The sequence below is a fragment of the Streptococcus sp. FSL R7-0212 genome, from assembly GCF_038007985.1.
GTDB classification, from domain to species: Bacteria; Bacillota; Bacilli; order Lactobacillales; family Streptococcaceae; genus Streptococcus; species Streptococcus parauberis.
The window spans coordinates 90,001-113,038 of sequence record NZ_JBBOYF010000001.1 but is presented as its reverse complement, the minus strand read 5'-3'; the positions used below and the strand labels follow the sequence as shown (position 1 = coordinate 113,038).

At 34.3% G+C, this 23,038-nt stretch carries 22 protein-coding genes and 2 pseudogenes (1 of these 24 cut by a window edge); 14 read left to right on the top strand and 10 right to left on the bottom strand.

Annotated elements, in window-relative coordinates:
* Positions 1-3: 3 nt before the first annotated feature.
* Positions 4-906 carry a prenyltransferase gene (locus MKY69_RS00750; protein ID WP_004347201.1) on the bottom strand — a complete coding sequence of 301 codons (903 nt, stop codon included), beginning with the start codon at positions 904-906 and terminating at the stop codon, positions 4-6.
* A 211-nt stretch (positions 907-1,117) separates the two neighbouring features.
* A pseudogene (locus MKY69_RS00745) lies at positions 1,118-2,155 on the bottom strand (zinc-binding dehydrogenase); the annotation flags it as partial.
* A 121-nt stretch (positions 2,156-2,276) separates the two neighbouring features.
* Here MKY69_RS00745 and MKY69_RS00740 point away from each other — a divergent pair.
* Positions 2,277-3,533 (top strand): ISL3 family transposase, encoded by a 1,257-nt coding sequence (locus tag MKY69_RS00740; protein ID WP_017768237.1) that lies wholly within the window; start codon positions 2,277-2,279, stop codon positions 3,531-3,533.
* A 229-nt stretch (positions 3,534-3,762) separates the two neighbouring features.
* On the opposite strand, the gene MKY69_RS00735 is transcribed toward MKY69_RS00740, so the two are convergent.
* The 5 genes from MKY69_RS00735 to MKY69_RS00715 form a co-directional block, all read right to left on the bottom strand.
* Positions 3,763-3,894, bottom strand: coding sequence for a hypothetical protein (locus MKY69_RS00735; RefSeq protein WP_003108778.1), 132 nt, complete (start codon positions 3,892-3,894; stop codon positions 3,763-3,765).
* A gap of 285 nt (positions 3,895-4,179) precedes the next feature.
* Complete coding sequence (locus MKY69_RS00730) at positions 4,180-4,893, bottom strand: class I SAM-dependent methyltransferase (RefSeq protein ID WP_003108779.1); 714 nt, start codon at positions 4,891-4,893, stop codon at positions 4,180-4,182.
* Between the two features lie 22 nt (positions 4,894-4,915).
* Entirely contained in the window at positions 4,916-5,473 is a 558-nt protein-coding gene (locus tag MKY69_RS00725) for a nucleotidyltransferase family protein (protein ID WP_003108781.1), read from the bottom strand.
* 221 nt (positions 5,474-5,694) lie between these two features.
* Positions 5,695-6,264 (bottom strand): hypothetical protein, encoded by a 570-nt coding sequence (locus tag MKY69_RS00720; protein ID WP_003108783.1) that lies wholly within the window; start codon positions 6,262-6,264, stop codon positions 5,695-5,697.
* A gap of 67 nt (positions 6,265-6,331) precedes the next feature.
* Positions 6,332-10,552: a S8 family serine peptidase gene (locus MKY69_RS00715; protein ID WP_311981281.1), complete on the bottom strand. Its 4,221-nt coding sequence runs from the start codon at positions 10,550-10,552 to the stop codon at positions 6,332-6,334.
* Positions 10,553-10,903: 351 nt separating this feature from the next.
* Here MKY69_RS00715 and MKY69_RS00710 point away from each other — a divergent pair.
* Together MKY69_RS00710 and MKY69_RS00705 are read left to right on the top strand one after the other, a co-directional pair.
* Positions 10,904-11,131 (top strand): annotated as a pseudogene (locus MKY69_RS00710) (transposase); the annotation flags it as partial.
* 54 nt (positions 11,132-11,185) lie between these two features.
* Positions 11,186-12,333, top strand: a protein-coding gene (locus MKY69_RS00705; RefSeq protein WP_096368445.1) for an IS3 family transposase whose coding sequence is annotated in 2 segments (ribosomal slippage) — positions 11,186-11,438 and positions 11,438-12,333 — 1,149 coding nt in all. Because the reading frame shifts where the segments join, the coding sequence is not laid out codon by codon here.
* A gap of 115 nt (positions 12,334-12,448) precedes the next feature.
* Here MKY69_RS00705 and MKY69_RS00700 read toward each other — a convergent pair.
* The gene (locus tag MKY69_RS00700; RefSeq protein WP_003104970.1) at positions 12,449-12,901 is read right to left on the bottom strand and encodes a pyridoxamine 5'-phosphate oxidase family protein; all 453 of its coding nucleotides are present in this window, start codon (positions 12,899-12,901) and stop codon (positions 12,449-12,451) included.
* A 407-nt stretch (positions 12,902-13,308) separates the two neighbouring features.
* Here MKY69_RS00700 and MKY69_RS00695 point away from each other — a divergent pair, with 407 nt between their 5' ends.
* The 11 genes from MKY69_RS00695 to MKY69_RS00645 all read left to right on the top strand — a co-directional run bounded on the left by MKY69_RS00695 (position 13,309) and on the right by MKY69_RS00645 (position 21,994).
* Positions 13,309-13,824 (top strand): hypothetical protein, encoded by a 516-nt coding sequence (locus MKY69_RS00695; RefSeq protein ID WP_340790784.1) that lies wholly within the window; start codon positions 13,309-13,311, stop codon positions 13,822-13,824.
* A 305-nt stretch (positions 13,825-14,129) separates the two neighbouring features.
* A complete protein-coding gene (locus tag MKY69_RS00690; protein ID WP_340790783.1) occupies positions 14,130-14,885 on the top strand; it encodes an endonuclease/exonuclease/phosphatase family protein in 756 nt (251 codons plus the stop codon).
* Between the two features lie 20 nt (positions 14,886-14,905).
* Positions 14,906-16,228 carry an FtsK/SpoIIIE domain-containing protein gene (locus MKY69_RS00685; protein WP_340790782.1) on the top strand — a complete coding sequence of 441 codons (1,323 nt, stop codon included), beginning with the start codon at positions 14,906-14,908 and terminating at the stop codon, positions 16,226-16,228.
* Positions 16,229-16,317: 89 nt separating this feature from the next.
* A complete protein-coding gene (locus MKY69_RS00680; protein ID WP_340790781.1) occupies positions 16,318-16,632 on the top strand; it encodes a hypothetical protein in 315 nt (104 codons plus the stop codon).
* Between the two features lie 45 nt (positions 16,633-16,677).
* Positions 16,678-17,067, top strand: coding sequence for a hypothetical protein (locus tag MKY69_RS00675; protein WP_340790780.1), 390 nt, complete (start codon positions 16,678-16,680; stop codon positions 17,065-17,067).
* A gap of 27 nt (positions 17,068-17,094) precedes the next feature.
* Positions 17,095-17,517 (top strand): hypothetical protein, encoded by a 423-nt coding sequence (locus tag MKY69_RS00670; RefSeq protein WP_340790779.1) that lies wholly within the window; start codon positions 17,095-17,097, stop codon positions 17,515-17,517.
* Between the two features lie 584 nt (positions 17,518-18,101).
* Positions 18,102-18,896, top strand: coding sequence for a metallophosphoesterase family protein (locus MKY69_RS00665; RefSeq protein WP_340790778.1), 795 nt, complete (start codon positions 18,102-18,104; stop codon positions 18,894-18,896).
* A 1-nt stretch (position 18,897) separates the two neighbouring features.
* Complete coding sequence (locus MKY69_RS00660) at positions 18,898-19,674, top strand: metallophosphoesterase (protein WP_340790777.1); 777 nt, start codon at positions 18,898-18,900, stop codon at positions 19,672-19,674.
* A 185-nt stretch (positions 19,675-19,859) separates the two neighbouring features.
* The gene (locus MKY69_RS00655) at positions 19,860-20,645 is read left to right on the top strand and encodes a rolling circle replication-associated protein (RefSeq protein WP_340790776.1); all 786 of its coding nucleotides are present in this window, start codon (positions 19,860-19,862) and stop codon (positions 20,643-20,645) included.
* 5 nt (positions 20,646-20,650) lie between these two features.
* Positions 20,651-20,857, top strand: a complete 207-nt coding sequence (locus MKY69_RS00650; RefSeq protein ID WP_340790775.1) for a DUF3173 domain-containing protein — start codon at positions 20,651-20,653, stop codon at positions 20,855-20,857.
* 3 nt (positions 20,858-20,860) lie between these two features.
* Positions 20,861-21,994, top strand: coding sequence for a tyrosine-type recombinase/integrase (locus tag MKY69_RS00645; protein ID WP_340790774.1), 1,134 nt, complete (start codon positions 20,861-20,863; stop codon positions 21,992-21,994).
* 29 nt (positions 21,995-22,023) lie between these two features.
* Here MKY69_RS00645 and MKY69_RS00640 read toward each other — a convergent pair whose 3' ends face one another.
* Complete coding sequence (locus MKY69_RS00640; RefSeq protein ID WP_340790773.1) at positions 22,024-22,638, bottom strand: hypothetical protein; 615 nt, start codon at positions 22,636-22,638, stop codon at positions 22,024-22,026.
* A 120-nt stretch (positions 22,639-22,758) separates the two neighbouring features.
* A protein-coding gene (locus MKY69_RS00635; protein WP_017768237.1) for an ISL3 family transposase crosses the window boundary here: on the bottom strand, positions 22,759-23,038 show its final stretch. The gene runs 977 nt beyond the window's last position; the window shows 280 of its 1,257 coding nt (coding positions 978-1,257); its start codon lies off the right edge, out of view — the gene reads right to left on this strand; it ends in the stop codon at positions 22,759-22,761.

The following is a 23,038-nucleotide window of genomic DNA, read 5'->3' as shown; positions in this document are numbered from 1 at the left end:
TTATTATTTTAAAAATATACCAATAAAATAGGTTACAACCTGTGTAAATGATCCTAAAGCTAAAATGCGGACAGCGCAGATAAAGGTTTCTCTTTTGACTTGCTTTTGCCATAGTAAGCGACTTTGCTTATATATAAATGGTATCAAAAATAAGCACAATAATACAGTCACTGGAGCTAAACCAAGTAAGTATTGTCCTACAATTGCTAAAATTGCTATGATATTTCCTAATGCAAATAGCATAAGTCCACCTTTTAGGCCCGTGTAATGGACCAAAGTATAACGGTGATTACTTTCATCTTCTTCTTTATCACATAAATTATTTGCTAACATGAGATTTGCTATCCAAAGGGTGTTGGGTAGAGAAATCAAGAAAACAGCTGCTAAGTTAGGTAAATCCCACTTGAAATCTTGATAAGTATTGAGATAAACACAAATCAGTGAGATGACAAAGCCCATCGTAAAGCCAGAGAAAAACTCACCCAAAGGTAAACTAGACAAGGGTCTCGGACCATAGGAATAAAGGATGCCGACACCAAAGCAAAAGAGTCCCATCACAAATAAGGGCCAACCCACTATTGCGGTTAATAGGATACCAATACTAGCTGAAATGAAGAGAAAGCCAGCCATCAATTTTTCAATTAAACTGACCGATAAGCTTTCGCGTCCTATAATATTAGTCTTTGCTTGGTAATCCAAGTTAATAGCATTTTTATAATCGTTATAATTATCCCACATATCGACAAACATGTTGAAAAAGAACATGGCGATAAAGAATAAAAGAACTAAGAAGGGATGAAGACTATCATAGTAATAATAGCTAAGGCACAAACCAATCAGAAAAGGTAAAACACTCGCTGTTTTAGCTTTCATTTCCACAAGCTCCAAAAATACAGGAATTGTCATAAAAAGCCTTTCTTTTAGATATTCTTTAACCCTTATATTATACTCCAATTTGTTTCAAGAATAAAACAAATGATTTTGAAATTTTTCATTTTGAAGTCATTTTTGTCATTTTTTTACAGAAAGACATGAGAAAAGACATCTCCTTGAAAAAGAAATGTCTTTTCTCAGAATTTTAAAGAATTATGCCCATTTAGCCTAGGACAATTTAGCCTTATTCAGCAATGACTAACATAGATTTTATGGTCTTACGATCCTGCATATCTTGATAAGCTTGGTTGACATCTTCAAGCGCATAGGTCTGTGTGAAAACACGTCCTGGATTAATATCACCATCCAAGACCGCTTTTAAAAGAACTTTTTTATCATAAGTCGTCACTGAGGCAGAACCACCAGCCACTGAAATGTTTTGAGCAAAGGTTGACCCTAATGGACGGTTATTGTAGTGAGGAACACCAACAAAACCGATACGACCACCATTATGAAGAACACCTAAGGCTTGGTCCATCGCTGCTTCTGTCCCAACACATTCTAAAGCAGCATCCGCACCACCACCAAGGATTTCTCTAACTTTGGCAATACCTTCTTCGCCCCGTTCAGCAACAACCGCTGTGGCACCAGATGCTAAAGCCATTTCTTGACGATCCTGATGACGGCTCATTAAGACAATTTGAGATGCCCCCATCATTTTAGCAGCAATAACAGCACATTGACCAACAGCACCATCACCTATGACAACTACCTTATCACCAGCCGAAACTTGTGCACAACGAGCAGCGTGATAGCCAGTTGGCATAACATCTGCAAGTGTCAATAATGATTTTATCATTCCTTCAGAGAAGTCTGAAGGTTGACCAGGAACTTTTACTAAGGCCCAATTGCCATAATGGAAACGAATGTATTCTGATTGGAAACCATTAGACCAATTACTGTAGCCAGGATGATTATCACATGTTCCATCAAAACCAGCTCGACAGGCATCGCAATGCCCACATCCGTGGGTGAAAGGAACGATAACAAAATCTCCAGGTTGAACAGTCGTGATATCTGCTCCAACTTCCTCAACAATTCCTAGAGCCTCATGGCCGTCATTAATGGAATGAGCTGCTTTGTTGTCACCGTGAGCATATGCCCACAAGTCCGAGCCACAAACACATGCTCTGACAACTTTAATAATAACATCGTCAGCCTCTTGAATACTAGGCTTTGAGACTTCTTCAACTTCAACTAAGCCTGCTTTATGAAAAAGGCTCTATAATTTCTGTAGTGGGTAAATCCACTGTAGAGATTATGGAGCCTTTTTGAGTATATACAAAAAGTCCCATATGACCTATAATGAAAAGTGCTCAAACTATCATTTTAGAAAGACTCATATGGAACAACTAAATCTTATCACAAATTTTCTCAGAATTAAAGACAAAAATATCACTATCACTGATGAATATGATATGGGAACTCACTTAGAACTCCACGGTCACTTGGACTACACAGCCCCTAAATGCCCAAAATGCAAGGGACAAATGGCTAAGTACGACTACCAGAAAACTTCTAAAATCCCCTACTTAGAAACTGCTGGCTACCCTTTACTTATCCGCCTTAGAAAGCGTCGTTTCAAGTGTAAAGATTGCGGAAAAATGGCGGTCGCTGAAACTCCTCTTGTCAAGAAGAACCACCAAATCTCTGTCGCTGTTAACCAGAAAATCGCACAATTACTCATCGAAAATCAAGCAATGAAACATATTGCACACAGGCTATCAATTTCAACATCGTCAGTTATGAGAAAGCTCAATGAGTTCAAGTTTGAAACGGATTGGAATACCCTACCTGAGGTGATGAGTTGGGACGAGTATGCCTTCAAGAAGGGGAAAATGAGCTTCATCGCTCAAGATTTCGACTCCCTAAATGTCATCGCCATTCTCGACGGAAGAACTCAAGCAACCATCCGAAACCACTTTCTTCGCTATCCTAGAAAGGTTAGAAATCGGGTCAAAGTGATTACCATGGATATGTTTAGTCCCTATTATCAACTTGCTAAACAACTTTTTCCGAATGCAAAAATTGTACTCGATCGCTTTCATATCGTGCAACACCTTAGTCGTGCTATGAACCGTGTCCGTATTCAAATTATGAATCAATTCGACAGAAAATCGCAGGAATACCGAGCCTTGAAACGTTACTGGAAATTGATACAACAAGATAGCCGTAAACTCAGCGATAAACGATTTTATCGTCCTATGTTTCGAATGCATTTGACTAACAAGGAAATCCTAGAAAAACTCCTGTCTTTCTCCGAGGAACTACGACAACACTATGTACTCTATCAGCTTCTCTTATTTCATTTCCAAGAGAAGAACTCAGACCATTTCTTTGACCTCATCGAACAGGAAATAGCCATCGTTAATCCTATTTTCCAGACGGTATTGAAGACATTTTTAAAGGATAAAGACAAGGTTGTAAACGCCATGGAATTGCCTTATTCCAACGCCAAACTGGAAGCTACCAATAATCTCATCAAAGTCATTAAGAGAAATGCCTTTGGTTTCAGGAACTTTGAAAACTTTAAAAAACGGATTTTGATTGCATTGAACATAAAGAAAGAGAGGACGAAGTTCGTCCTCTCTAGGTGTTAGCTTTTCATCTACCCACTACAGTTGACAAAGAGCCATGAAAAATAGTTGCTTTCATATCAGTTCTCCTTGTCCTTTACCAGTTATCTTTTTTAATTATTCTGATAACTTAATATAAGTATACACCTTGTAGTGGACTCTAAGTCAAGTAAAAATTGTCTTTTTCTAAAAAATTAAAAGGGCTAGCTGATTCTCAACAGCTCAACCCTTTTAGGAAGTATCTCTTAACTTTTTAACCAATAGCTACAACCATTTGATGTTTGTTGAGGCCATATTCTTGCATCAAAAATTCTCTTAATGTCTTAGATTGCACATGATAGGAATTGCCCTCACTAGTCTTAGAGACAATTCTAACTTTACCCACTAACTTCTTATTTTCCTTTAAGTCAATTGGATGGCCAACATCGTGAAAACTAACGACATATAAAGCCCCAACTGCCTTAGCAGTATCTATTTTTCCTTAAAAGGGAAATAAACAAGGGCAGCTAGAAAAGCAAAGCAAACAAGTCAAAAAAAGTTCTAATCTATTTTCCATTCTCATAGAACTTCTCATTTATTAATATGAGATGAAGTATACTCCAAACTAAACGGGAATGCAAGGAGTTTAGATATCATATTTAACTATAATTACGGGGTATTTTCTATAAAATCAAGAAAAGGTCAACCAAATATGCTGTAAAAAGCTAATATCTTTGTAAGGTTTCAAGTCACATACAGCTAATTCTAGCCGAGTCATTTCTGCAAGCCAACCGTCACTTGTTTTGAAGGTATTTGGTTGGAGACCATAAAAACAACGGATCCCTTGGTATTTAACCATCGTCATCTGAGAAGCGTCCAGCAATTCTTCCAAAGTATAGGTAGCACCTTTAGAAAAAAAGACGGATTCAAATTCTTCACCATTTAGTAACCGTAAAGCTTTATCAATTCGATTCTCAAAAACAGTTGCTTGCATAACCTTTCCGACTTGATTATGTTTGATAATAGAAAGTTGTCCATTTGGCTTCAAAACACGCTTTAGTGCCTGCAAATAAGTTGCCCGTTCCTGTGGATTAACATATTCCAAAACATTGTGGCTAAGAATCAAATCAAATGACTGAGCTTCTAATTCCTCAATTTTTTCGATACTCCCTAAAATTTTCTGAAAATCTTGGGGAGACTGTGGATCAAGCATCTCTTCATTGAGTTCAATGGCGACAACCTCATTTTCTTTGGCTAAGAATTGACTGATCAAGCCAAAACCAGCCCCGAAATCTAGGACCCTCTGATTTTTGATATGGGCAAGCTGGACAAAGGTTAATTCATATTGAATTTTACCCCAGGGTTGAGCAAGCATTTCTTTATATGATTCAAGATTAACTGACATAGAGTGCCTTTCTTTTGCGAGTTTATTCAGAGAAATAATAAATATCAAGTTGTGGCCAAGACTTTTGCCAATTCTTTTTGAGCATCCTCTGGTTATATACTTTATGACGTTGGGTATCTTCTTGGTAGAAAGGAGTTGGACTTACCTTAAATTCCAAAATATCACTTTCCCCATAAGGTAAAAAGACTTCTAAACAATTCTCTGGGTCGAGTCTTGCTGCAATGGCTGTGCATTTTTCCGGAAACTTAGCAATGGCATCACAGGCATTTAGATAGGGTTGCGCATTTGGAGTATGGACGTGCATATAGACTTCATTTTTTATTTCCCAATCATACTGCGGGAACTTCTCTTTGATTTCTTGTTCTAAATTTAGAGTATCTTGATAGCTTATGTTTGGATCATAAAATACTAAATCCACATCAGTTGTTTGCTCGTTTGCATTATTGGATAGTTGATTCCAAACAAAGTTTCGTAAGGTTCCTGCACAAAGCCATGAATCTTCTAACCCAACACTTTTAATAATGGCTAATATATCCATAATTTCTGGACAAGAAGCAATCATATTTTTAATTTTATTCACTTTTTGAACCTGCTTTCATTTCAAGAAATCAAATGATTAAAAAATTTTTTCCTACTATTCTTATCATTATACTCCTTTTAACAGTGATCTTATCGATTAACTGAGTTTTTTGACAAAAACACTACTAGTATCTCAGTTTCAGATGACAAGGTCTAGCACCAAAAATTAACTAGCTAAAAAACCTATGACCTTAATACAGCCATAGGTTTTGAGATGTTCCACTAAAATTTTTTACCTTTAATTGGATTTTTTAGGAATATAGCCAGAGACATAACTACACTAAACAGTGCACCAAGCCTAGAACAATCATCTCGGCTTCCAGTTTCTGGTAAGGTATGTCCTCTGTTACCCTGCACTTTTTGTTGATGTTTTTGAGTTTCCTTTATTTTAAGTGGTATAGGATTAATAATATTTAAACCGTCTTGCACCTGTATTACTTCCTGACTATTTAAGTCATCTACCTGTTTTTGGCTCTCATCTTCAGTTAGTGGCAAATCTTTAATTTCCTTCTTTTGAATATTATCAGATTGTGGATCTGTAATAGTGAATGTAAGGATTTGGAATTGTCGTGTATTGCCTTTAAATAATTCAATACTCAGTTTTTGAATCCCTTCTTGCTGTGTTGATAATGGTTCTTTAATACTATAAGAAGTGCCTTCTCCAACTTCTATTAAGTCATTAATTGAGTACTCTTTTCCTCTTTCAAGAATACCTTGTTTAACTTTAACAGGCAGAGTACTTGTTTGATTCCAATAACTTTTTGCCGTTACAAGTGTACTTGCTTGAATCACATTCTTTTTATCTTGGTAAGTCGGATCAATAACAACTACATAATGGTCTTCAACGCTATTTCCATACCTATCTTCTAATCTGACACAGATTTTTTTGCTTATCTTTAACTGGCATTGTATAGGACACAAATTTTTGATTTTTTTGATAATAGCCGTCTAAACTAAAGGAATCAATCATATCATTATTGACGTATAGTTTCCAAAAATCAAGATTATCTTTTACACTAAATTTCATAGTAAGTTGGTTGGTATTTGTTTTGATAATACCTTTATAATATCCTAGTTGTGAGGTATCACTTTCGTTGTCATCTTCAAAATCATCCAAATCGTCAGAATCGTTAGAAGTATCTAATACAGGAGTTATATCTTCATCGTCTTTAAAGACCTCTTTGTTGAGTAACTCTAAAGTCGGAGTTTCTAAGTCTACAAAAATGAAATAATTTTTGTGAAAGACTGTGGAACCTTTCTCATCAAGAATATCAACATAAACGAGATTATTCCCATTTGCCAATTTGAGCTTATCCGGAACTTTTTTAGTATTATACTCCTGACTTTCCTTATTATAAGAGTCGTTTTCATATTTGAGTGTTGTATCATACATAGCTTTGTATGGATCCGAAAGATTGTTTTGAAGGCTGTTGTATTGAGTATTGATATTTCTAACACGAGCTTGATAGCCTTTCTTAAGATAAATAGCATAGTCTAAAGTTGCTATTTTTGAGTTATCATCATAAGTAATATGATTTTCTTGAAGACTAGCTAGTGTATGCAAAGTAATTTCTTTTCCATGCGTCAATACTATATTATGAGCATCTATATCCGAGTCTTCATCATCCTCTTCGTCATCGCTCCAGTCATCGTCATCATCATCTGAGTCTGCTCTATCTTCTAGTTCGTGTCTAGCTAGACTATGGAGGTCATTTTCAGCCTCATCATAATCATCATCTGATTTTTTAGGCTGATAGTTATAGTTTGAAAGCGTCTCTTCTTTAACCGTCAGTTTCCCATTTTGGTCAAGGACTACTGTTTTTTCACAGGCGTTCCCTGCAATATCAGTCGCTACAATCCTTAAAGTGACTTGTCCTCCTTCTTTTTTCGGAATTTCGACAACATAGGAGTCGTTTTGGTCTTTGCTTACATTTAAAGCTTCATATCTATAGCCTTTTTCTAATGATACCTTAACGGATTCAACTTTATGGTTATCTGTCGCACTAATTTGAAGTGTTTGGCTTTTATACTTCAAGTCAAAGTCTGGTTTCTCATTATCAATTAAAATTGGTAAATAAATGGTTTCAAAGTCATCAAATTTCCCAGCTTTAGCACGAATTCTAAAATAATATTGGCCCGGATCAGCTTTCTTCAATTCTCCAAAGCTATTTTCATCATGGATTTTACCATCCCATAAGATATCGCTGTCAATATTTTCTAACTTAGCTTTAAGGTCTGCACTCTCACGGTAAGAACTTTCCATATACTTGAACGGGTAATGTCCAACTTTTAAAACACGGACAAGCTGATCTTTCTGTTCTCCTTTAACAATGGCTACATCGTAGTCACTAGCATCTCTTAAAAAGATAAGTCGTGGTCCAACTTTACGATTTAGATTCGTTGTCATCGCATAATCTTTCGGATTTACTGCTTCGTCAGACTCATGTTTAATTAGAGGCTCATAATCGTTTTTATCATGTTCCAGATATTTTTCCTTAACAAGTTCAACAAGATGTGTGTTAGCGTCTTTATCCCACGCTGGCTTGTCTAAAACTGCCTCACTATTCCAATCCCCCATAAATCCCATAAATGGAACACTTAAATGTGGATGTTTTCCATCATGTGACTTGAAGTAAAGATAGCCTTCAATGAAATCATTAATTAATTCCGAACTTTGCAAATTAAAGGTGATTTCCATACTACCCTTGGCTGCTAAAGTAAGCTGTTTTGGACCAGACAACTTGACATCACTTAGGATATTCGGAATGACAGCTTTTATTTTAACTGGACCATACTCATCATCTCGAGTGACTTCTTTAACACTTGTTGTAAAAATATCTCCCATTTCAATGTCAAAAGTTTGGCTTTGGTTACTCATATTATGTAAAGTCAAAGTAAAGGAGTGGTCCTTACCTATCTCACCTAATGATGCTCCACCACTTCGCTTACTTCTAATTAATACCTCAGAGTTAAAAGCTTTATTCACATTGATAAAACCAGCCCCTTGTTGTCGAGGAGAATGCTCAATCTCTTTTCCTAGATCAGAAGCTTGATGATTAATTAATGGAGTTGCCGTGTTCATCAATAAAATTTTCATGATGTCACTGTTAGTTAATTGAAAGCGGCTTTTTAATTCTGGGTTCTGATTAATCCATTCTTTAACTTTAGGCAATAGCAAAGCTGCTGAAGCGGCAACGTGTGGCGATGCCATTGATGTCCCGGAACTAATGAAATAGTCATCATCATTCCTAGTAGAATAAATATATTCTCCTTGTCCAAGAAGATCAGGTTTCATTTCTAAACCAAAATTTGGCCCCCAACTACTAAAGCCAGAAACACCGTTTTGATCAGCAATAATATATGGCTTAAGCTCCGTTTTAAATTGGAGATTTACTTTTTTGTTTCCAAGCTTTTGGACCTTGTCAATTAACTCTTTACCGTCATCATGTGATAATGAAATAACCCAATTTTGTTTTAAATCCAAGTCATCATATCCCATAACTGGTGCCCTATGATAATTTCCACGTGTAGAAGAAACAATCTCATTCACTAAAATAACACCTTTTGAGTTTTTCAAAAATCGTTCAACTTTCATTTTTAAAGATTCATCTCCACGTTGAATAAGAACGACTTTATCCTTATAACTGTCATTATTTGGATTATACTTGGCAATATCCTCCGGTGTCCCTTTTCCTAAATAGATAATGCCGAAGTCTTCTTTGTTTTTTGGTAAGCGCTTAATAGAATGTGCACCAACTTCTGTGAATGGGTACTCTTTCCCATCAATCAAAACTCTTGGTAGTGGAACAACCATATTGTTGATCGACCCAACTCCGATTGCTGATTCTGTTGCCGCAACTCCTACCGCTGTCGAGGTGTCTTTTAATCTATATTCATTATCAACATAAGTATCGTAAGAATTGGTGGAAGCTGAACCTGCGTAATTCCCCATAGCCGCAACTACAATTATACCTTCATCCGTAGCTTTCTTAACTGCGGCGTAAAAGTCATCATCAGATAAACCACTTGCTCGTTCACCGATACTCAAGCTAATGATGTCAGCTTTTCGTCTAATAGCGTCATCAATAGCATGGAATTTTGAATCTGGACCGACATAAGATGGATTATCTTCATCTTTAGGTTCCGTTGAAAAAACACGATAGGATAAAATTTGTGCATTTGGTGCAATACCTTTAAAGCCTCCAGGGATTTTTGAGTTCCCAGCCAAAATACCAGCAATATGCATCCCATGCGGACGATTACTTCGATCTTTTATATCGTATGTTCCAGTCAAATAATTAAAACCAAAAGGGATTTTTTCTGTAAAACCCAAGTCCTTATTAGCTGCTAATTTTAAATGCTTTTTAACATTTGGATCTTGATCAATTGTCATATCCTGACTATTAACGTCTGCACCAGAGTCGACAGAAGCAATGACAATTCCCCGTCCATCAAACTTTTGATCATTTGTCGATTTGATATAGGAATCAATTAATTTAGTGAGAGCTTCTTTTTCTGACTTTTCTAAATTTGTATTAGCAATTTCCTTGATATTCTTGACACCAACCAGTTTATTTAAATAATAAGAAAATTGTTCTGGGACTTGAATATTAACCTTGGAATCATTGAGGCTCTGTTTCCCTTTTTCCTCTTTTTTTGCTAACATTGCAATTAGCTCGTCATTAACATACTTGGTTTTCTGATCAAATTCTATTTCATATTCTTTTATTCCATGACTAGAAGCCTCATCAGCATTTTCTGACCTTATCGGCTGTTCTAAATTAACATGATTTGTAGGTAGAGGCTCACTCTTATTAGTGCTTTCATTTTCTGAATTAGTTTGCTCAACAAAAGCAGAAGACTGATTTGTTGCTTTCTCTTCATAAATTGACATAGGACTCGAGGAATTACTAGCATTTTCCACCTCTAGAGAACGAGACTCATCAGCTTTTACCTTGGAGAGATAATTACTTGTGTTTTCATTTTGTGATTCAGCTGCTGCTGCCTGACTAGTTAAAAGTAAGGTTAGCGGACAAACTAAACTTAAAATAGCAATTTTACAGATTTTTTTCTCTTTCATATTTATCCTTCTAATCGGCAAATTTTTTAACGCCGTTTATTTTATTTGTTAAGCTCGCTTAATTTATTACATTATACACTATCGAAATCGATTTCTGCAATGCTTATTTCATAAAATTAGAAAAGACTTAATGTTTTTTAATATTAAAACAAACGTCACTCAATGAAGGGAGGGGTTCAAGCCTAGAAACACATACTTGTAAAACAAAAATACAATAGAAGTCTTCTGAGATGTTAATCATGAAAAAAGAAACAGCCTCTACTGTTTCTTTAAATTAATATTATTTTATCGGTTTATTAATCTCTTTACCAATTCCAAATCCACATCCTCAGTCAAATGTTCTTAATCCATGGGATGAAACCCTCAATGTCTCGTAAAGGCAATAGCTTAGACAATGGCATGATGGAATCTTTCTTTGGAACACTGAAAACAGAAATGTTTTATGGGTTTGAGAAAGAATTTACTTCCCTTGAAGCACTGAAAAAAGCTATTTCAGAATATATCAACTACTACAATACTAAACGAATCAAACTAACATTAAAAGGACTGAGTCCTGTGCAATACAGAACTCAATCCTGGAAAGGTTATAATAAACTAGACACAAAGTTAAGAGAAATCGTGGAAAGGTTTATTATGGCAAGAAGAAAATTCGATAAACAATTTAAAAATTCTGCAGTAAAACTCATTCTTGAAGAGGGTTACTCTGTTAAAGAAGTCAGCCAAGAGCTTGAGGTTCATGCCAATAGTCTTTATCGCTGGGTTCAAGAAGTTGAAGAATATGGAGAAAGTGCTTTTCCAGGCAATGGGACAGCCCTAGCTGATGCCCAACATAAGATTAAATTGTTAGAGAAAGAAAATCGTTATCTTCAGGAGGAACTTGAACTTCTAAAAAAGTTCCGGGTCTTCTTGAAGCGAAGCAAGTAAAACGTTTTGAATTTCTCTTGAAACATCATGGGAAGATAAAAATTAAGCATGCAGTAAAAGTTCTTAAGGTTTCTCGCTCAGGTTTCTATGAATACATGCATCGTCGTCCTTCAAAACAACAAGTGGAGAGAGAAATTCTCTCAGAGAAGATAAAAGCTGTCTTTCATGAGCATAAGGGACGCTATGGTGCGGTTAGAATTACCAAGGTACTTCATAATACTGGTATTATGACCAACACGAAACGTGTTGGGAAACTGATGCACTTGATGGGACTTTATGCCAAGGGAAGCCGTTATAAATATAAACATTACAACAGAAAAGGAGCTTCGCTTTCAAGACCCAATTTAATTAATCAGATCTTTAAAGCAACAGCTCCTAATAAAGTATGGCTGGGAGACATGACCTATATCCCTACCAAAGAAGGCACCTTATACTTAGCCGTGAATATCGACGTTTTTTCACGTAAGATTGTAGGCTGGTCAATGTCTTCACGGATGCAAGATAAACTGGTGAGGGATTGCTTATTACAAGCTTGTGGGAAAGAACATCCTCAGCCTGGCTTGATTGTCCATACTGATCAAGGGAGTCAATATACAAGCTCTCGTTATCAATCTACTCTTCGTCAAGTCGGTGCTCAATCTAGCATGAGTCGTAAAGGAAATCCCTATGACAATGCAATGATGGAGTCTTTTTATAAGACGCTAAAGAGGGAGCTTATTAATGATGCTCATTTTGAGACAAGAGCTGAGGCTACTCAAGAAATATTTAAATACATTGAGACCTATTACAATACAAAAAGGATGCATTCAGGTCTTGATTACAAGTCTCCAAAAGACTTTGAAAAATATAATTCTTAAATTCTCTTAACTCCGTGTCTAGTTTTTCGTTGACTTTCCATCCTTAGTTTAAATATTTAGTCTAACTTTTGGGGAGCACTTCAGTTCTTGTCCAGCCTATAATGTTTTGTATGCCTTATGTTATTGATTTAATGTATGGTTCTTTGGTAGTGCCAATTGAGTAAACATACTTATGACCTTGCGTCATACTGTGATAGAAACCTTCACCGTCATAGATTTGGAATGCTTGCATAGTATTACTTTCTTCGTCAGTATAGATAAAGTTATAGTAGGGATTATTGGCAAAAATGGTTCGCAATTCTTCATTATTAATAGGGCGAGCCATTCCTTCAATTCGAATAACCTGTGTCAGATAACCATCTTCGACCATGGCTGTCAAAGCAATGCGTTCATCACCCATAAGCTGTTGGTAAAAATGCGTTTTAGGACTGGTCATAAAGAAAACACCTTCTTCATTTGCAGCAACAATGTGTGCATGCCGTGCATGTGGTTTTCCATCTTTATCAACTGTAGCAAAGACTCCGACTTTCATGTCTTCAATGATAGTCATAATTTCTTTAATTTCCATAACTTTTCTCCTGTAACCGCTTTTACTATAGTATATCAAATTTTAGGATAAGATGTTGTGAATAAAGGTAAATCAAATATTGAACTTTGAAAAATCAAAAAAGACAAGGTATAGAAACCTTGTCTTTTCAATTATACCGGCGGTCGGGGTCGAACCGACACGTCCGTGAGGCACTGGATTTTGAGTTTGGTTCACGTGGGTTCATATGAATAGGAACCCAGTCAAACCAGCATTTTATGAAATTACCTCTATCGTAAAAACGGTGGATTTTTTTATCTTTAGTAACTTTTTAGGAATTAATATTTTTTTCACTTGAATTTTAAAAACCTAAAATAGATTTTGATTTACTAATCTGTATCATTACGATATAATGATTTTAAGGTACTAAATGATTTAGGAGGGCAATCATGGAATTTCAAGCTAGAGTATCTAGTGAGTGCATGTATTACATTAGTCTATTAGAAGAAATTTACTCCAAAGAGATAACTGGAGCAGTTACTAGGGGAATAGTTCTATCAAAAGCATTCGAAGAAACAAAAAATCTAAACAATTGGTTAAAAATTAGTGAGGATACACATACAATACCCTTACACAATATAGAATATTCAAAAGGCTATGGAGTAAAGATTAAAGCTGAAATCAACGAAAAAACTGACCGAGGAATTAGAAATTTAAAAATTGAACTTCCTAAATATCTACCAGTTCGGTCTGTAACAATTGGCGTAACAGTTAAACTAATTTGTAAAGCAGCAATCTTACTAAGGAGAGATGAAAAGTTTAGACAAACTGAAATATTATCTGTTTCCGAACATTTTGAGCATTTAGAAGAAAAATTAAAAAAAATCGTTGCACCAGTTAATTACGATAAACTTCAAGATATTTTAGCAGATAGTAAAAATGAAATCCAAAGGAGTGTTAAATAACATTTCTTTGGATTTTTTTACTTCTCTAACTGTACTCTAAAAATATATTTTTACACAAAAATCGTTGACAAAGTATTTATTTTCTGATATCCTACCCTTATAAATAACTTTAGGGTACATTACCCTTTTAGGATGATTAGAGAGGTGGCTCTATGTATGAAATAGAACAAGAAGCTTTAGATATCTTCTATGAAGAATTAGAAAGCTATTATGATGAAGACGAACAAGGAGAAATCTTTGACGGATTAGGCGACTAGCAAGAGGAATAACCCCTCTTGCCAAATTATATTTTGGAGGATATTTTTATGCAACTCACTATTTCCACTTGGAATATCAATCAACGTTCAGGACTTGGCAGGCAAATTCCTGATATGGTAGTAAATGAACTAGGTCAATTAGGTGCTGATATTATGTGTCTAACAGAATATGTAAAGGAAGAAAATCATAGTTTATTCTGTTCCAGTTTACAAGATAAGGGGTATAAAATTTTTGAAGATATCCGTTCTCTTGATTTTGGAAATGAAATCCTAATAGCTATCAAAAATTCCTTAATTTCAGATAGTAAAGTCATTTCTATTGATAATGATGATAACAACCCTAATTTTTTACGAGTTACAGTAAATATATCTGGTAAGGAGTTAAATATTATCGGTACTCGTATAAAAACTGGTGGAAAGGATATCATTAAAGATTTTAAAGAACGCAAAATACAATTAGATAATCTAATTTCAAATTTGCCTACAAGTCATGAAAATACCATCGTTCTAGGTGACTTTAATAATGGCTTTTTCAAACAGAATGATGATATTCATTCCTATCAAGGAAAAGCTAGAGAGTTTTACTCTTATCCATTACTTAAGTCAGCAATGAACAAGGCAGGCTTAACTGTATATACTCCATCAGATTTAAACTCTTGGAAGTATTGTAAGTTAGACCATATTTTTGCAAATATCCCTATATCAAATGAAAATTATTCTTGGGAATTCTTAAAAAATCCTGATTATAAGAGCCGAGTAGGCTACCCAGACCATGCGATTTTATCAGCAACTATTTCTTTATAATTCTCCATGAGGTGCTAATTATGTTCAAACCAAAGCAAGTTGCTGACTTAAGAAGAAATTATATCATTTCAAGTAGCAAATTAAAGATAGCTCATTGGTCAATATTAGGCCTCTCTATCTACATTATGCTTACTATTATTGCAAATATTAGAGCCTCTGACCTTATTAAAATCCCTTTATTTATTCTGGCAGGATTTGTCATATACAAATTTCATCGTCAATTAAAATATTTTAGATATCATTTGGATTATTACCTAATTATCAGAGAAAGCTTATTGTATGTATTACATACAAATCACCTTTATACAACATATAAAGATAGCTCAGGATATGAAAAAATCTCTAGAAGTGCAATCTTGCAATACGAGCTAGACAAACAAAAAGGGCATATTCTTATCAAAGCTCTGATTACAGGCGATGAATTTAGCAAAAAAGTACAGTCACTTGATGATGTACTTGCTGGCGTTCTCGAACTTGAATTAGATGAAAAAATTATCCGTTCTAGTTTTGTAGAATACCACTTTTATTATAAGAAACCTGACAGGTTAGTTCTTCAATCTCGTAACCAGAAACAAGAGATAGATAACCTTGATATAGATTTAGGATACGGTGTGAATTATAATCCTGTCAAGTGTCCTCATATCCTAGTTGCTGGTGGTACAGGAAGTGGGAAATCAGTATTTATATCTTTCTTGATTTTAGAATTTTTAAAACGTCAATCAACAGTCTACATAGCTGACCCTAAAAATTCTGACCTAGGAAGTTTAGCATATTACTTAGGAGATAAATACGTAGCAACCACACCAAATAATATTGCTCGGATTGTCCGTTTAGTAGTTGAAGAAATGCAGGAACGATATCAATATATGCGTGATAACTTTCAATACGGCTCAAATTTTACTGACCATGGTTTTAAGCCAGCATGGCTTATCTTCGATGAAATGGGAGCTTTCCAAGCTTCAGGAACAGATAAAAAATCAAAAGAAATCATTGTTGAAGTTATGGATGGCATTAAACAAATTATTCTACTAGGAAGACAAGCAGGCATATTTATCCTTGTATCAGCCCAACAAGTAAACGCTAGTACTACTTTAAGTACTGAACTCAGGGACAATCTCTTTCTTAGAATAGCCCTTGGTGCCAATTCTAATGAGGGCTATCGCATGGTCTTTGGTTCTGCAACTCCTGATAAGTTAAAACCTATTGAAGAAAAAGGTGCAGGTTATCTTTATATGCAAGGTTCAGGCAAGGAGACAGCACAATACTGGGAAAGTCCTTATCTTGATACCGCTCAATTTGACTTTATCAAAGAATTACAACTTTATTTAACAGAAACAAACTAATTACAACGGATATTGTTGCTTAAATTCGCTAGATTTTCAGCAACAATATCTGTTCCTCATCGCTCTGCGATGATAGAAATGAGGTACACATGAAATTAAATGACTTTTTGAAACCCGAACTATTAGGCAATCGTTTCTTTGGTGTGAAAGGCTATACAGAAGTCTTAGATCGTGAATCTGGAAATCCTGTTGCCCTACGACTGAATGTTTCTATTCAAGATGAAACTTCAGACTTTTTCATGGAAATGATACAAGTCAAAGTTAATTCGTTAACACCAACTCTAAGTGTTCAAGAGATGAAAAATAATAAGACTTGTCCTGTTATCTTGAAAGATTTAAACGTTGGACAATTCAACGGAAATTTATGGTTTTCTTGCTCAGATATCTTACCTGTAGCAAAATAATTGTGATAAAATACATTTGAATTTAATATAATAAGGAGTTTTATCATGCAAATTTTTAGCTACGATGATTTTAAGAATGAAAAGGGGATTATTTCATTTTCGGAAGCGGAACAAATCTATTCTAATCTTATTAATTCCTCTAATCAGCTTGATAAAGAATTCCAAGAAGAATGGACAACATTTGTACTACTCTGCGTAGAGTATGCCTCTGCACGTGGCAAATGGCTCACACTCTCAAGAGAAGAAAAACTTGCCAATGATGAAGCAAGAACTGTTACTCACAATAAGGTTATTTATCAATTAAAACTCTTAAAGGGTTTAGCAAATGAACAGGACAATGATATCACTTGGTTTGAAAGTTTTAATGATGACAGAAAACGTATTGGAGATTTTGCTTGTTACGTTGCATACATTTATTCTATAAATGGACGTTAATTATTTAACAAAAGGAGTTATTAAAAAATGTTTTTAACATATCAGTCATTTAAAGAACTAAATAATACATTAAATTTTATAGAATGTGAAAAAATTTATGATGACATCATTCTCTCTTCTGATAAAAACGATGATGAGTTAGCTATTTACTGGTATCGTTTCGTAGATGCTAGCTACAGATATTTGAAATCTAAAAATATTAACATTAAAAATAGGAATATTGAAACCTATTATCAAGAAATAAATTCTTCAGAGTTTCAATTATTAATGTCTTTTTCAAATTTCAAAAATTGCATGAGAAAAAAACATTATAATATAGATTGGTATAAATCATTCAAACCTTCAGATTTTGGTCAAGAGCCAGATCCGACCTTGGTGGGTGACTTTGCCTCTTACATTTGTTATATCTATGCACTCAATAATAGAATAAGCAGAAAGAATTTGGGGTAGTTTTTTATGCAGTACTTCGTAGCCGATATTCACTTCTTTCATAAAAATATCATCCCCAATTGTAGCCGTCCCTTTAAATCTATTGAGGATATGAATAATACTATAATAGAAAACTGGAACAAGACTATACAGTCGCACGATGAAGTTTACATTCTAGGTGATATGTTTTATCAAGCAAATATTGATCAAGTCAATGATACTTTAAAAAAAATTAAATGGGAAAAAATATCTCATTATTGGTAACCATGATGATTATATTTTTCATAAAATTTTATAAATCAGTTTGAATGGATTAAAGACTACCATGTTTTTAAATATCATAAACGGGAAATAATACTTTTTCATTATCCAATTCTTGAATGGTGTGGAAAACATAGAAATTCTATACATTTATTTGGTCATGTTCATAATGATTCAAACTTTAATACTCAACTTTTAGGAAAAAATGCTTTGAATGTTGGAGTTGATGTTATTGGATATACCCCTATTAGTATTGAACAAGTCATTGACAAAATACCAAGTAAATAGCGTTATAATATTGTCTAGAGCTATTACTAAAATTATTTTAATAAAAGGAGATTTCTATGAAAACTTTATTTATTGGCGACACCCACTTAAAAAGTGCACTCATTTTACCTTTAATTGATGAATTATTAGTAGACCATAAAATTAAAAGAATAATTTTTATGGGAGATTATACAGATTTTAGGGGGCAGGAAGAAAATCCAAAATTATATGCTAAAGATCTTATGTACTTAAAAAAATGGATTGACGAAAAAACAAATAAAGATTATGAGGTAATAACATTAATTGGTAACCATGATATAAATTATTATAATCACTTTCCAGCTGATTATTCTCTTCATGATCCAGAAGCTTTTCTTGCAGTATCTGATTTTTTGGATGATTTTAATTTACAAGTTGCTTATAAATTAGATGATTACTTAGTTTCTCATGCAGGTTTCAACATATTATTTGATATTGAAGATTGGCATTTTGACTTTATTGATGGTCAACATGATGATGAATTAATAAGATTTTCTATTGCTGTAGGCCCTAATAGAGGTGGACGAGACGGTGGAGGATCTCCAGTTTGGGCCGATTTTAGAGAATTAGAATTACTGCCAAATGAAAACTTCTATAAACAAATAGTTGGACATACACCTCAGAAAAGTATAAATCATTCAAAACATATATTAGCTGGAAAGCCTTCTGAAGTAATTGGAGTAGACACTTTTGCAGTTGATAAAAACTTTAATTTCTATGGAAATGGAGAAATATTAATTTATGACGATATTTCCAAAAAATTTGAGATTAAATCTACAAATTGGGCGTCAGAAGAAACAAAAAATAAATTAATAAATTATATTGGTAACTAATATGTTATTTTATGCTTTATCAGATATTCATGGTTATTATTCTGAATTACAAACCGCCTTAAAAAAAATTGATCTTTCCGTTCAGGATAATAAACTTATGATTTTAGGAGATTTAATTGATGTTGGTCCAAATTCTAAACTAGTAATGGAGCTAATTATGGAGCTGGAAAAAAAATACTCCGATCAGATTATTACACTTTTAGGAAATCATGACGAGTGGTTTATTTCATGGATAAATGGAAAAATACAATCTGGAAACTACACTTCTTATTCAACCGGAATCGGAGCAAGTACGATAAACAGTTTTATTAGTACTGAAGAAAAAACGACAATTGTTAATTCTATTATTAGTGATTTATCTATTCCTGATGAAGAATACTTACATCGGATTGATTTGAAATTAAAAGACATTATTATCGAACGTCATTCTGATTTGATAAATTGGTTATTACAAAAAGATGCTGATTCAAGATATTTTGAAACACCAAAACAAATTTTCGTCCACGCTGGAATTGATGAAGATTTAGGTAAAGATTGGAAAAAATATTCAAATCCAAATATATTTACAAATAAATTTCCTGCAAGTTTAGGAAGTTTTCATAAAGATATTATTTCTGGTCATATACATTCAAATATTGTTGCTAATGATGACTCCTATTTAGGAAAAGTATATTACGATGGATATAATCATTATTATATTGATGGAAATGTATCAGAAAGTAAGGCAATACCAGTACTAGTGTATGATACTAATACAAAAAGTTATTATACTATCTGAATACAATGATACTTTTATCAGTTTTCTAAGAGAACCTGCCGACACTGTCGGCAAGCTGGAAGCGTGTTTAGCGGAGCAATTCTTAGGAAACTGATAAAAGTGTGTTGGAGCTTTGCTCCAACTTAGTTTATTTATTATATAGACAATCTTTTGGCGAAAAGCCAAGCTAAAAGGAACTATTTTTTATGACTTCGTACAATAAAAAAATAGTCCGCACTTCTTCCTATATTGAAATTTGGGAATATGAAAAGCCAATATTTTCAAAAGGAAAATCAATAGATGCTAATACTGAAAGCAAGGAAAAATCAAAACGTAGAACATTTGATCAACTAACACCTGAAGAACAAGAACAACGTCTTGAACGTATGAAAAAAACTCGCTTAGAAGCAAAGTGGAATTTACTCCGACTAGTCGATTGTAATTTTGATGATACGACTTCTTTTCTCACATTAACCACTAAAGAAAATATCAGCGATAGAAACCATTTCAAAGACTTACTCAAAACCTTTATTAAACGCTTTAATTATCACATATTTAAGACTAAGAAAAGCCAATTGAGATATGTAGCAGTATTAGAAAAACAAAAACGTGGGGCATGGCATGCTCATATTCTGCTTTTCAGCGTTCCTTATGTTCCACACCGTCAACTCTTGGAACTTTGGGGATATGGAGCAGTACGGATAAATAAAGTTGATGTCGATAGCAAAGAAAACCGCGGTCGATATGTTACCAAATATTTTGAAAAAGGTATCGGACAGGAGCTATTGGAAAACTTTGGTAAACAAGCCTATCTATCATCACGTAATTTGAAGAAACCTGATGAAGATAAGTTTTATACCTATGAAACTTTTGACTATAATAACTCAACCGTCCTATATGAAACGGAATACACCAGCAAGATCTATAGAGACGGACAGTATTTCAATAATCACGTTACCTACAAAAAGATAAAGTTAGATACAAAGGAGTAAGTCACATGATAGCAACCGTGAATAAGAATGACCTCGTTGCACTTGGTTTCTCTGAGGGAACTTCTAAACGAATTATCAGACAGGGAAAAGAACTACTAATTGCTAGGGGCTTTAGAGTGTACCAAAATAAGCGTATCGGAACTATTCCAGCCACCGTCGCTACCGAACTACTTGGCTTCGATGTCCAAAACAGCTCTCTTTCTAGGGGGTAATATATGGCAATTAGAAAAGATAAAGACGGCGGTTGGATAGTTGATATTAGCAATGGTTTTGACCCAATAACACTTAAGCAACGTAGAGTAGTCAGAAAGGGCTACAAGACCAAGAAAGAGGCTACTGAAGCAGAACACTACCTAAGAAGTGTAGAGCTCAAAGAACGCTTCTATGGGGCTAAAATTACCCTTTCAATGCTCTATGAACTGCTGAAAGAAGAAGATAGTATAAATCATCGAAAAATTAGCTATATCAACACACAAGAAAATAACTATAATAAACACATAAAAGGTTATTTTTCAAAGGTTGATAATGTAGCAAAACTAACCTATGAAGATATTTACCAGTTCAGAGAACATCTTAGGCAAAAAGTTGCCAAAAATTCTGATAATCCTTTAAGCACAAATACTATCAACAAAATCATGATTCTGCTTAAAAAGATTTTTGACGTCGGCTTGCGAAAAGGTTATTACTCTACAAACCCAGTAAAGCTACTAAAAAAATTGCCTGTTGAAAAGACTAAAATGCAGTTTTGGACGGTCAAAGAATTCCAGCAGTTTCTAACACTGTTTGAACCAGAAGAATACAATATCAAATTACTTTTTACCGTTCTATTCTTTACAGGAATAAGACTTGGAGAAGCACTCGCACTAACATGGCAAGACATCTACTTTTCAAGTAATATAATTCATATTACAAAGTCAGTTTATGACAATAGAGGTGTAAGCCATATTAGTACAACTAAGACCAAGGCAGGAACAAGAAGAATTGTTATAAATAAAAAATTAAGCCAGGAACTACAACTTTGGCAAAAGCACCAAAAACATCTGTTAGAACAATTTACTAACGATAACTTGACCCTACAAGTGATTCAAAGTAGCCCTCTCAGAATTACAAAAAATGCTATTGAAAAACAGTACAAGAAAATACTTGAACGTGATAAGTCACTTAAAAAAATACGAATACACGATTTAAGGCACTCACACGCTTCCTTGCTGATAAACCAAGGGGAAGATTATCTAGTTGTAAAAGAAAGGCTAGGACATGCTTCTATAACGACTACAATTGACACCTATTCTCACCTCTATCCAAGTAAGCAGAAGGAATTGGCAGAAAAACTTGATGAACTAATATAAAAAGGATACCTCATAAGTATCCTTTTTGCTTATTCAATAAAATGCGGGACAAGAGGGTTCGTCAGGCTTACGAAGTATATGCTCAAGTCATTATTGAAATCAACACAATGGAAGTAAATGCTATCATCTTCATTTGACAGTTCTATTAAAAAGGGAAGAACACCATAAAGACTTATAATGTTATGCAAATAGCAAGATGCAGCAAACAACATAATTTCATCAGCTTCCATTGCTCCTAAAATCTGAGAACAACTCAGCAAGTAATCCTGCCAAGCAGTGCTATCAAATGTATTATCTTTATCATTGATAAACTGAGTTACAGACTTTGGAATATCACTATCAATCTGTGATAATGCATTCATAATTGTAGTATTGTCAAGTTTCTGAAAACATAGATTTCGAATTTTTCCGTGACTTATTAATATCTCGGCTCTTCTTTTAAAAGTAGCATATCTATAACACGAACCTCCAGTAAATGACTTAAGATACTCATTAATAGTTTTATTACCTAAAGTAGAGTAGGTTGTGTTGAAAAAATCATTTTTCGAAAGCGGTAACTTGAAATGTTCTACCTCAAAATCATATTCTGGCTTCCAGGCATTAACAACAGCATCACAAATTAATTTAATATTTGTAGAGAGCATAACACACCTCCTAGTATATGTTTTTAGGGTACTTTACCCTATACTTTATTTTACAACATGCTAAGGAAAATTGTCAAGATATTTTTGGCTCTTTGTCAACTGTAGTGGGTAGATGAAAAGCTAACACCTAGAGAGGACGAACTTCGTCCTCTCTTTCTTTATGTTCAATGCAATCAAAATCCGTTTTTTAAAGTTTTCAAAGTTCCTGAAACCAAAGGCATTTCTCTTAATGACTTTGATGAGATTATTGGTAGCTTCCAGTTTGGCGTTGGAATAAGGCAATTCCATGGCGTTTACAACCTTGTCTTTATCCTTTAAAAATGTCTTCAATACCGTCTGGAAAATAGGATTAACGATGGCTATTTCCTGTTCGATGAGGTCAAAGAAATGGTCTGAGTTC

Coding starts and splice junctions, on each gene's coding strand:
- MKY69_RS00750 (WP_004347201.1), bottom strand. CDS start 906: ATGACAATTCCTGTATTTTTGGAGCTTGTGGAAATGAAAGCTAAAACA.
- MKY69_RS00740 (WP_017768237.1), top strand. CDS start 2,277: ATGGAACAACTAAATCTTATCACAAATTTTCTCAGAATTAAAGACAAA.
- MKY69_RS00730 (WP_003108779.1), bottom strand. CDS start 4,893: ATGTCAGTTAATCTTGAATCATATAAAGAAATGCTTGCTCAACCCTGG.
- MKY69_RS00715 (WP_311981281.1), bottom strand. CDS start 10,552: ATGAAAGAGAAAAAAATCTGTAAAATTGCTATTTTAAGTTTAGTTTGT.
- MKY69_RS00700 (WP_003104970.1), bottom strand. CDS start 12,901: ATGGAAATTAAAGAAATTATGACTATCATTGAAGACATGAAAGTCGGA.
- MKY69_RS00695 (WP_340790784.1), top strand. CDS start 13,309: ATGGAATTTCAAGCTAGAGTATCTAGTGAGTGCATGTATTACATTAGT.
- MKY69_RS00690 (WP_340790783.1), top strand. CDS start 14,130: ATGCAACTCACTATTTCCACTTGGAATATCAATCAACGTTCAGGACTT.
- MKY69_RS00685 (WP_340790782.1), top strand. CDS start 14,906: ATGTTCAAACCAAAGCAAGTTGCTGACTTAAGAAGAAATTATATCATT.
- MKY69_RS00680 (WP_340790781.1), top strand. CDS start 16,318: ATGAAATTAAATGACTTTTTGAAACCCGAACTATTAGGCAATCGTTTC.
- MKY69_RS00675 (WP_340790780.1), top strand. CDS start 16,678: ATGCAAATTTTTAGCTACGATGATTTTAAGAATGAAAAGGGGATTATT.
- MKY69_RS00670 (WP_340790779.1), top strand. CDS start 17,095: ATGTTTTTAACATATCAGTCATTTAAAGAACTAAATAATACATTAAAT.
- MKY69_RS00665 (WP_340790778.1), top strand. CDS start 18,102: ATGAAAACTTTATTTATTGGCGACACCCACTTAAAAAGTGCACTCATT.
- MKY69_RS00660 (WP_340790777.1), top strand. CDS start 18,898: ATGTTATTTTATGCTTTATCAGATATTCATGGTTATTATTCTGAATTA.
- MKY69_RS00655 (WP_340790776.1), top strand. CDS start 19,860: ATGACTTCGTACAATAAAAAAATAGTCCGCACTTCTTCCTATATTGAA.
- MKY69_RS00650 (WP_340790775.1), top strand. CDS start 20,651: ATGATAGCAACCGTGAATAAGAATGACCTCGTTGCACTTGGTTTCTCT.
- MKY69_RS00645 (WP_340790774.1), top strand. CDS start 20,861: ATGGCAATTAGAAAAGATAAAGACGGCGGTTGGATAGTTGATATTAGC.
- MKY69_RS00640 (WP_340790773.1), bottom strand. CDS start 22,638: ATGCTCTCTACAAATATTAAATTAATTTGTGATGCTGTTGTTAATGCC.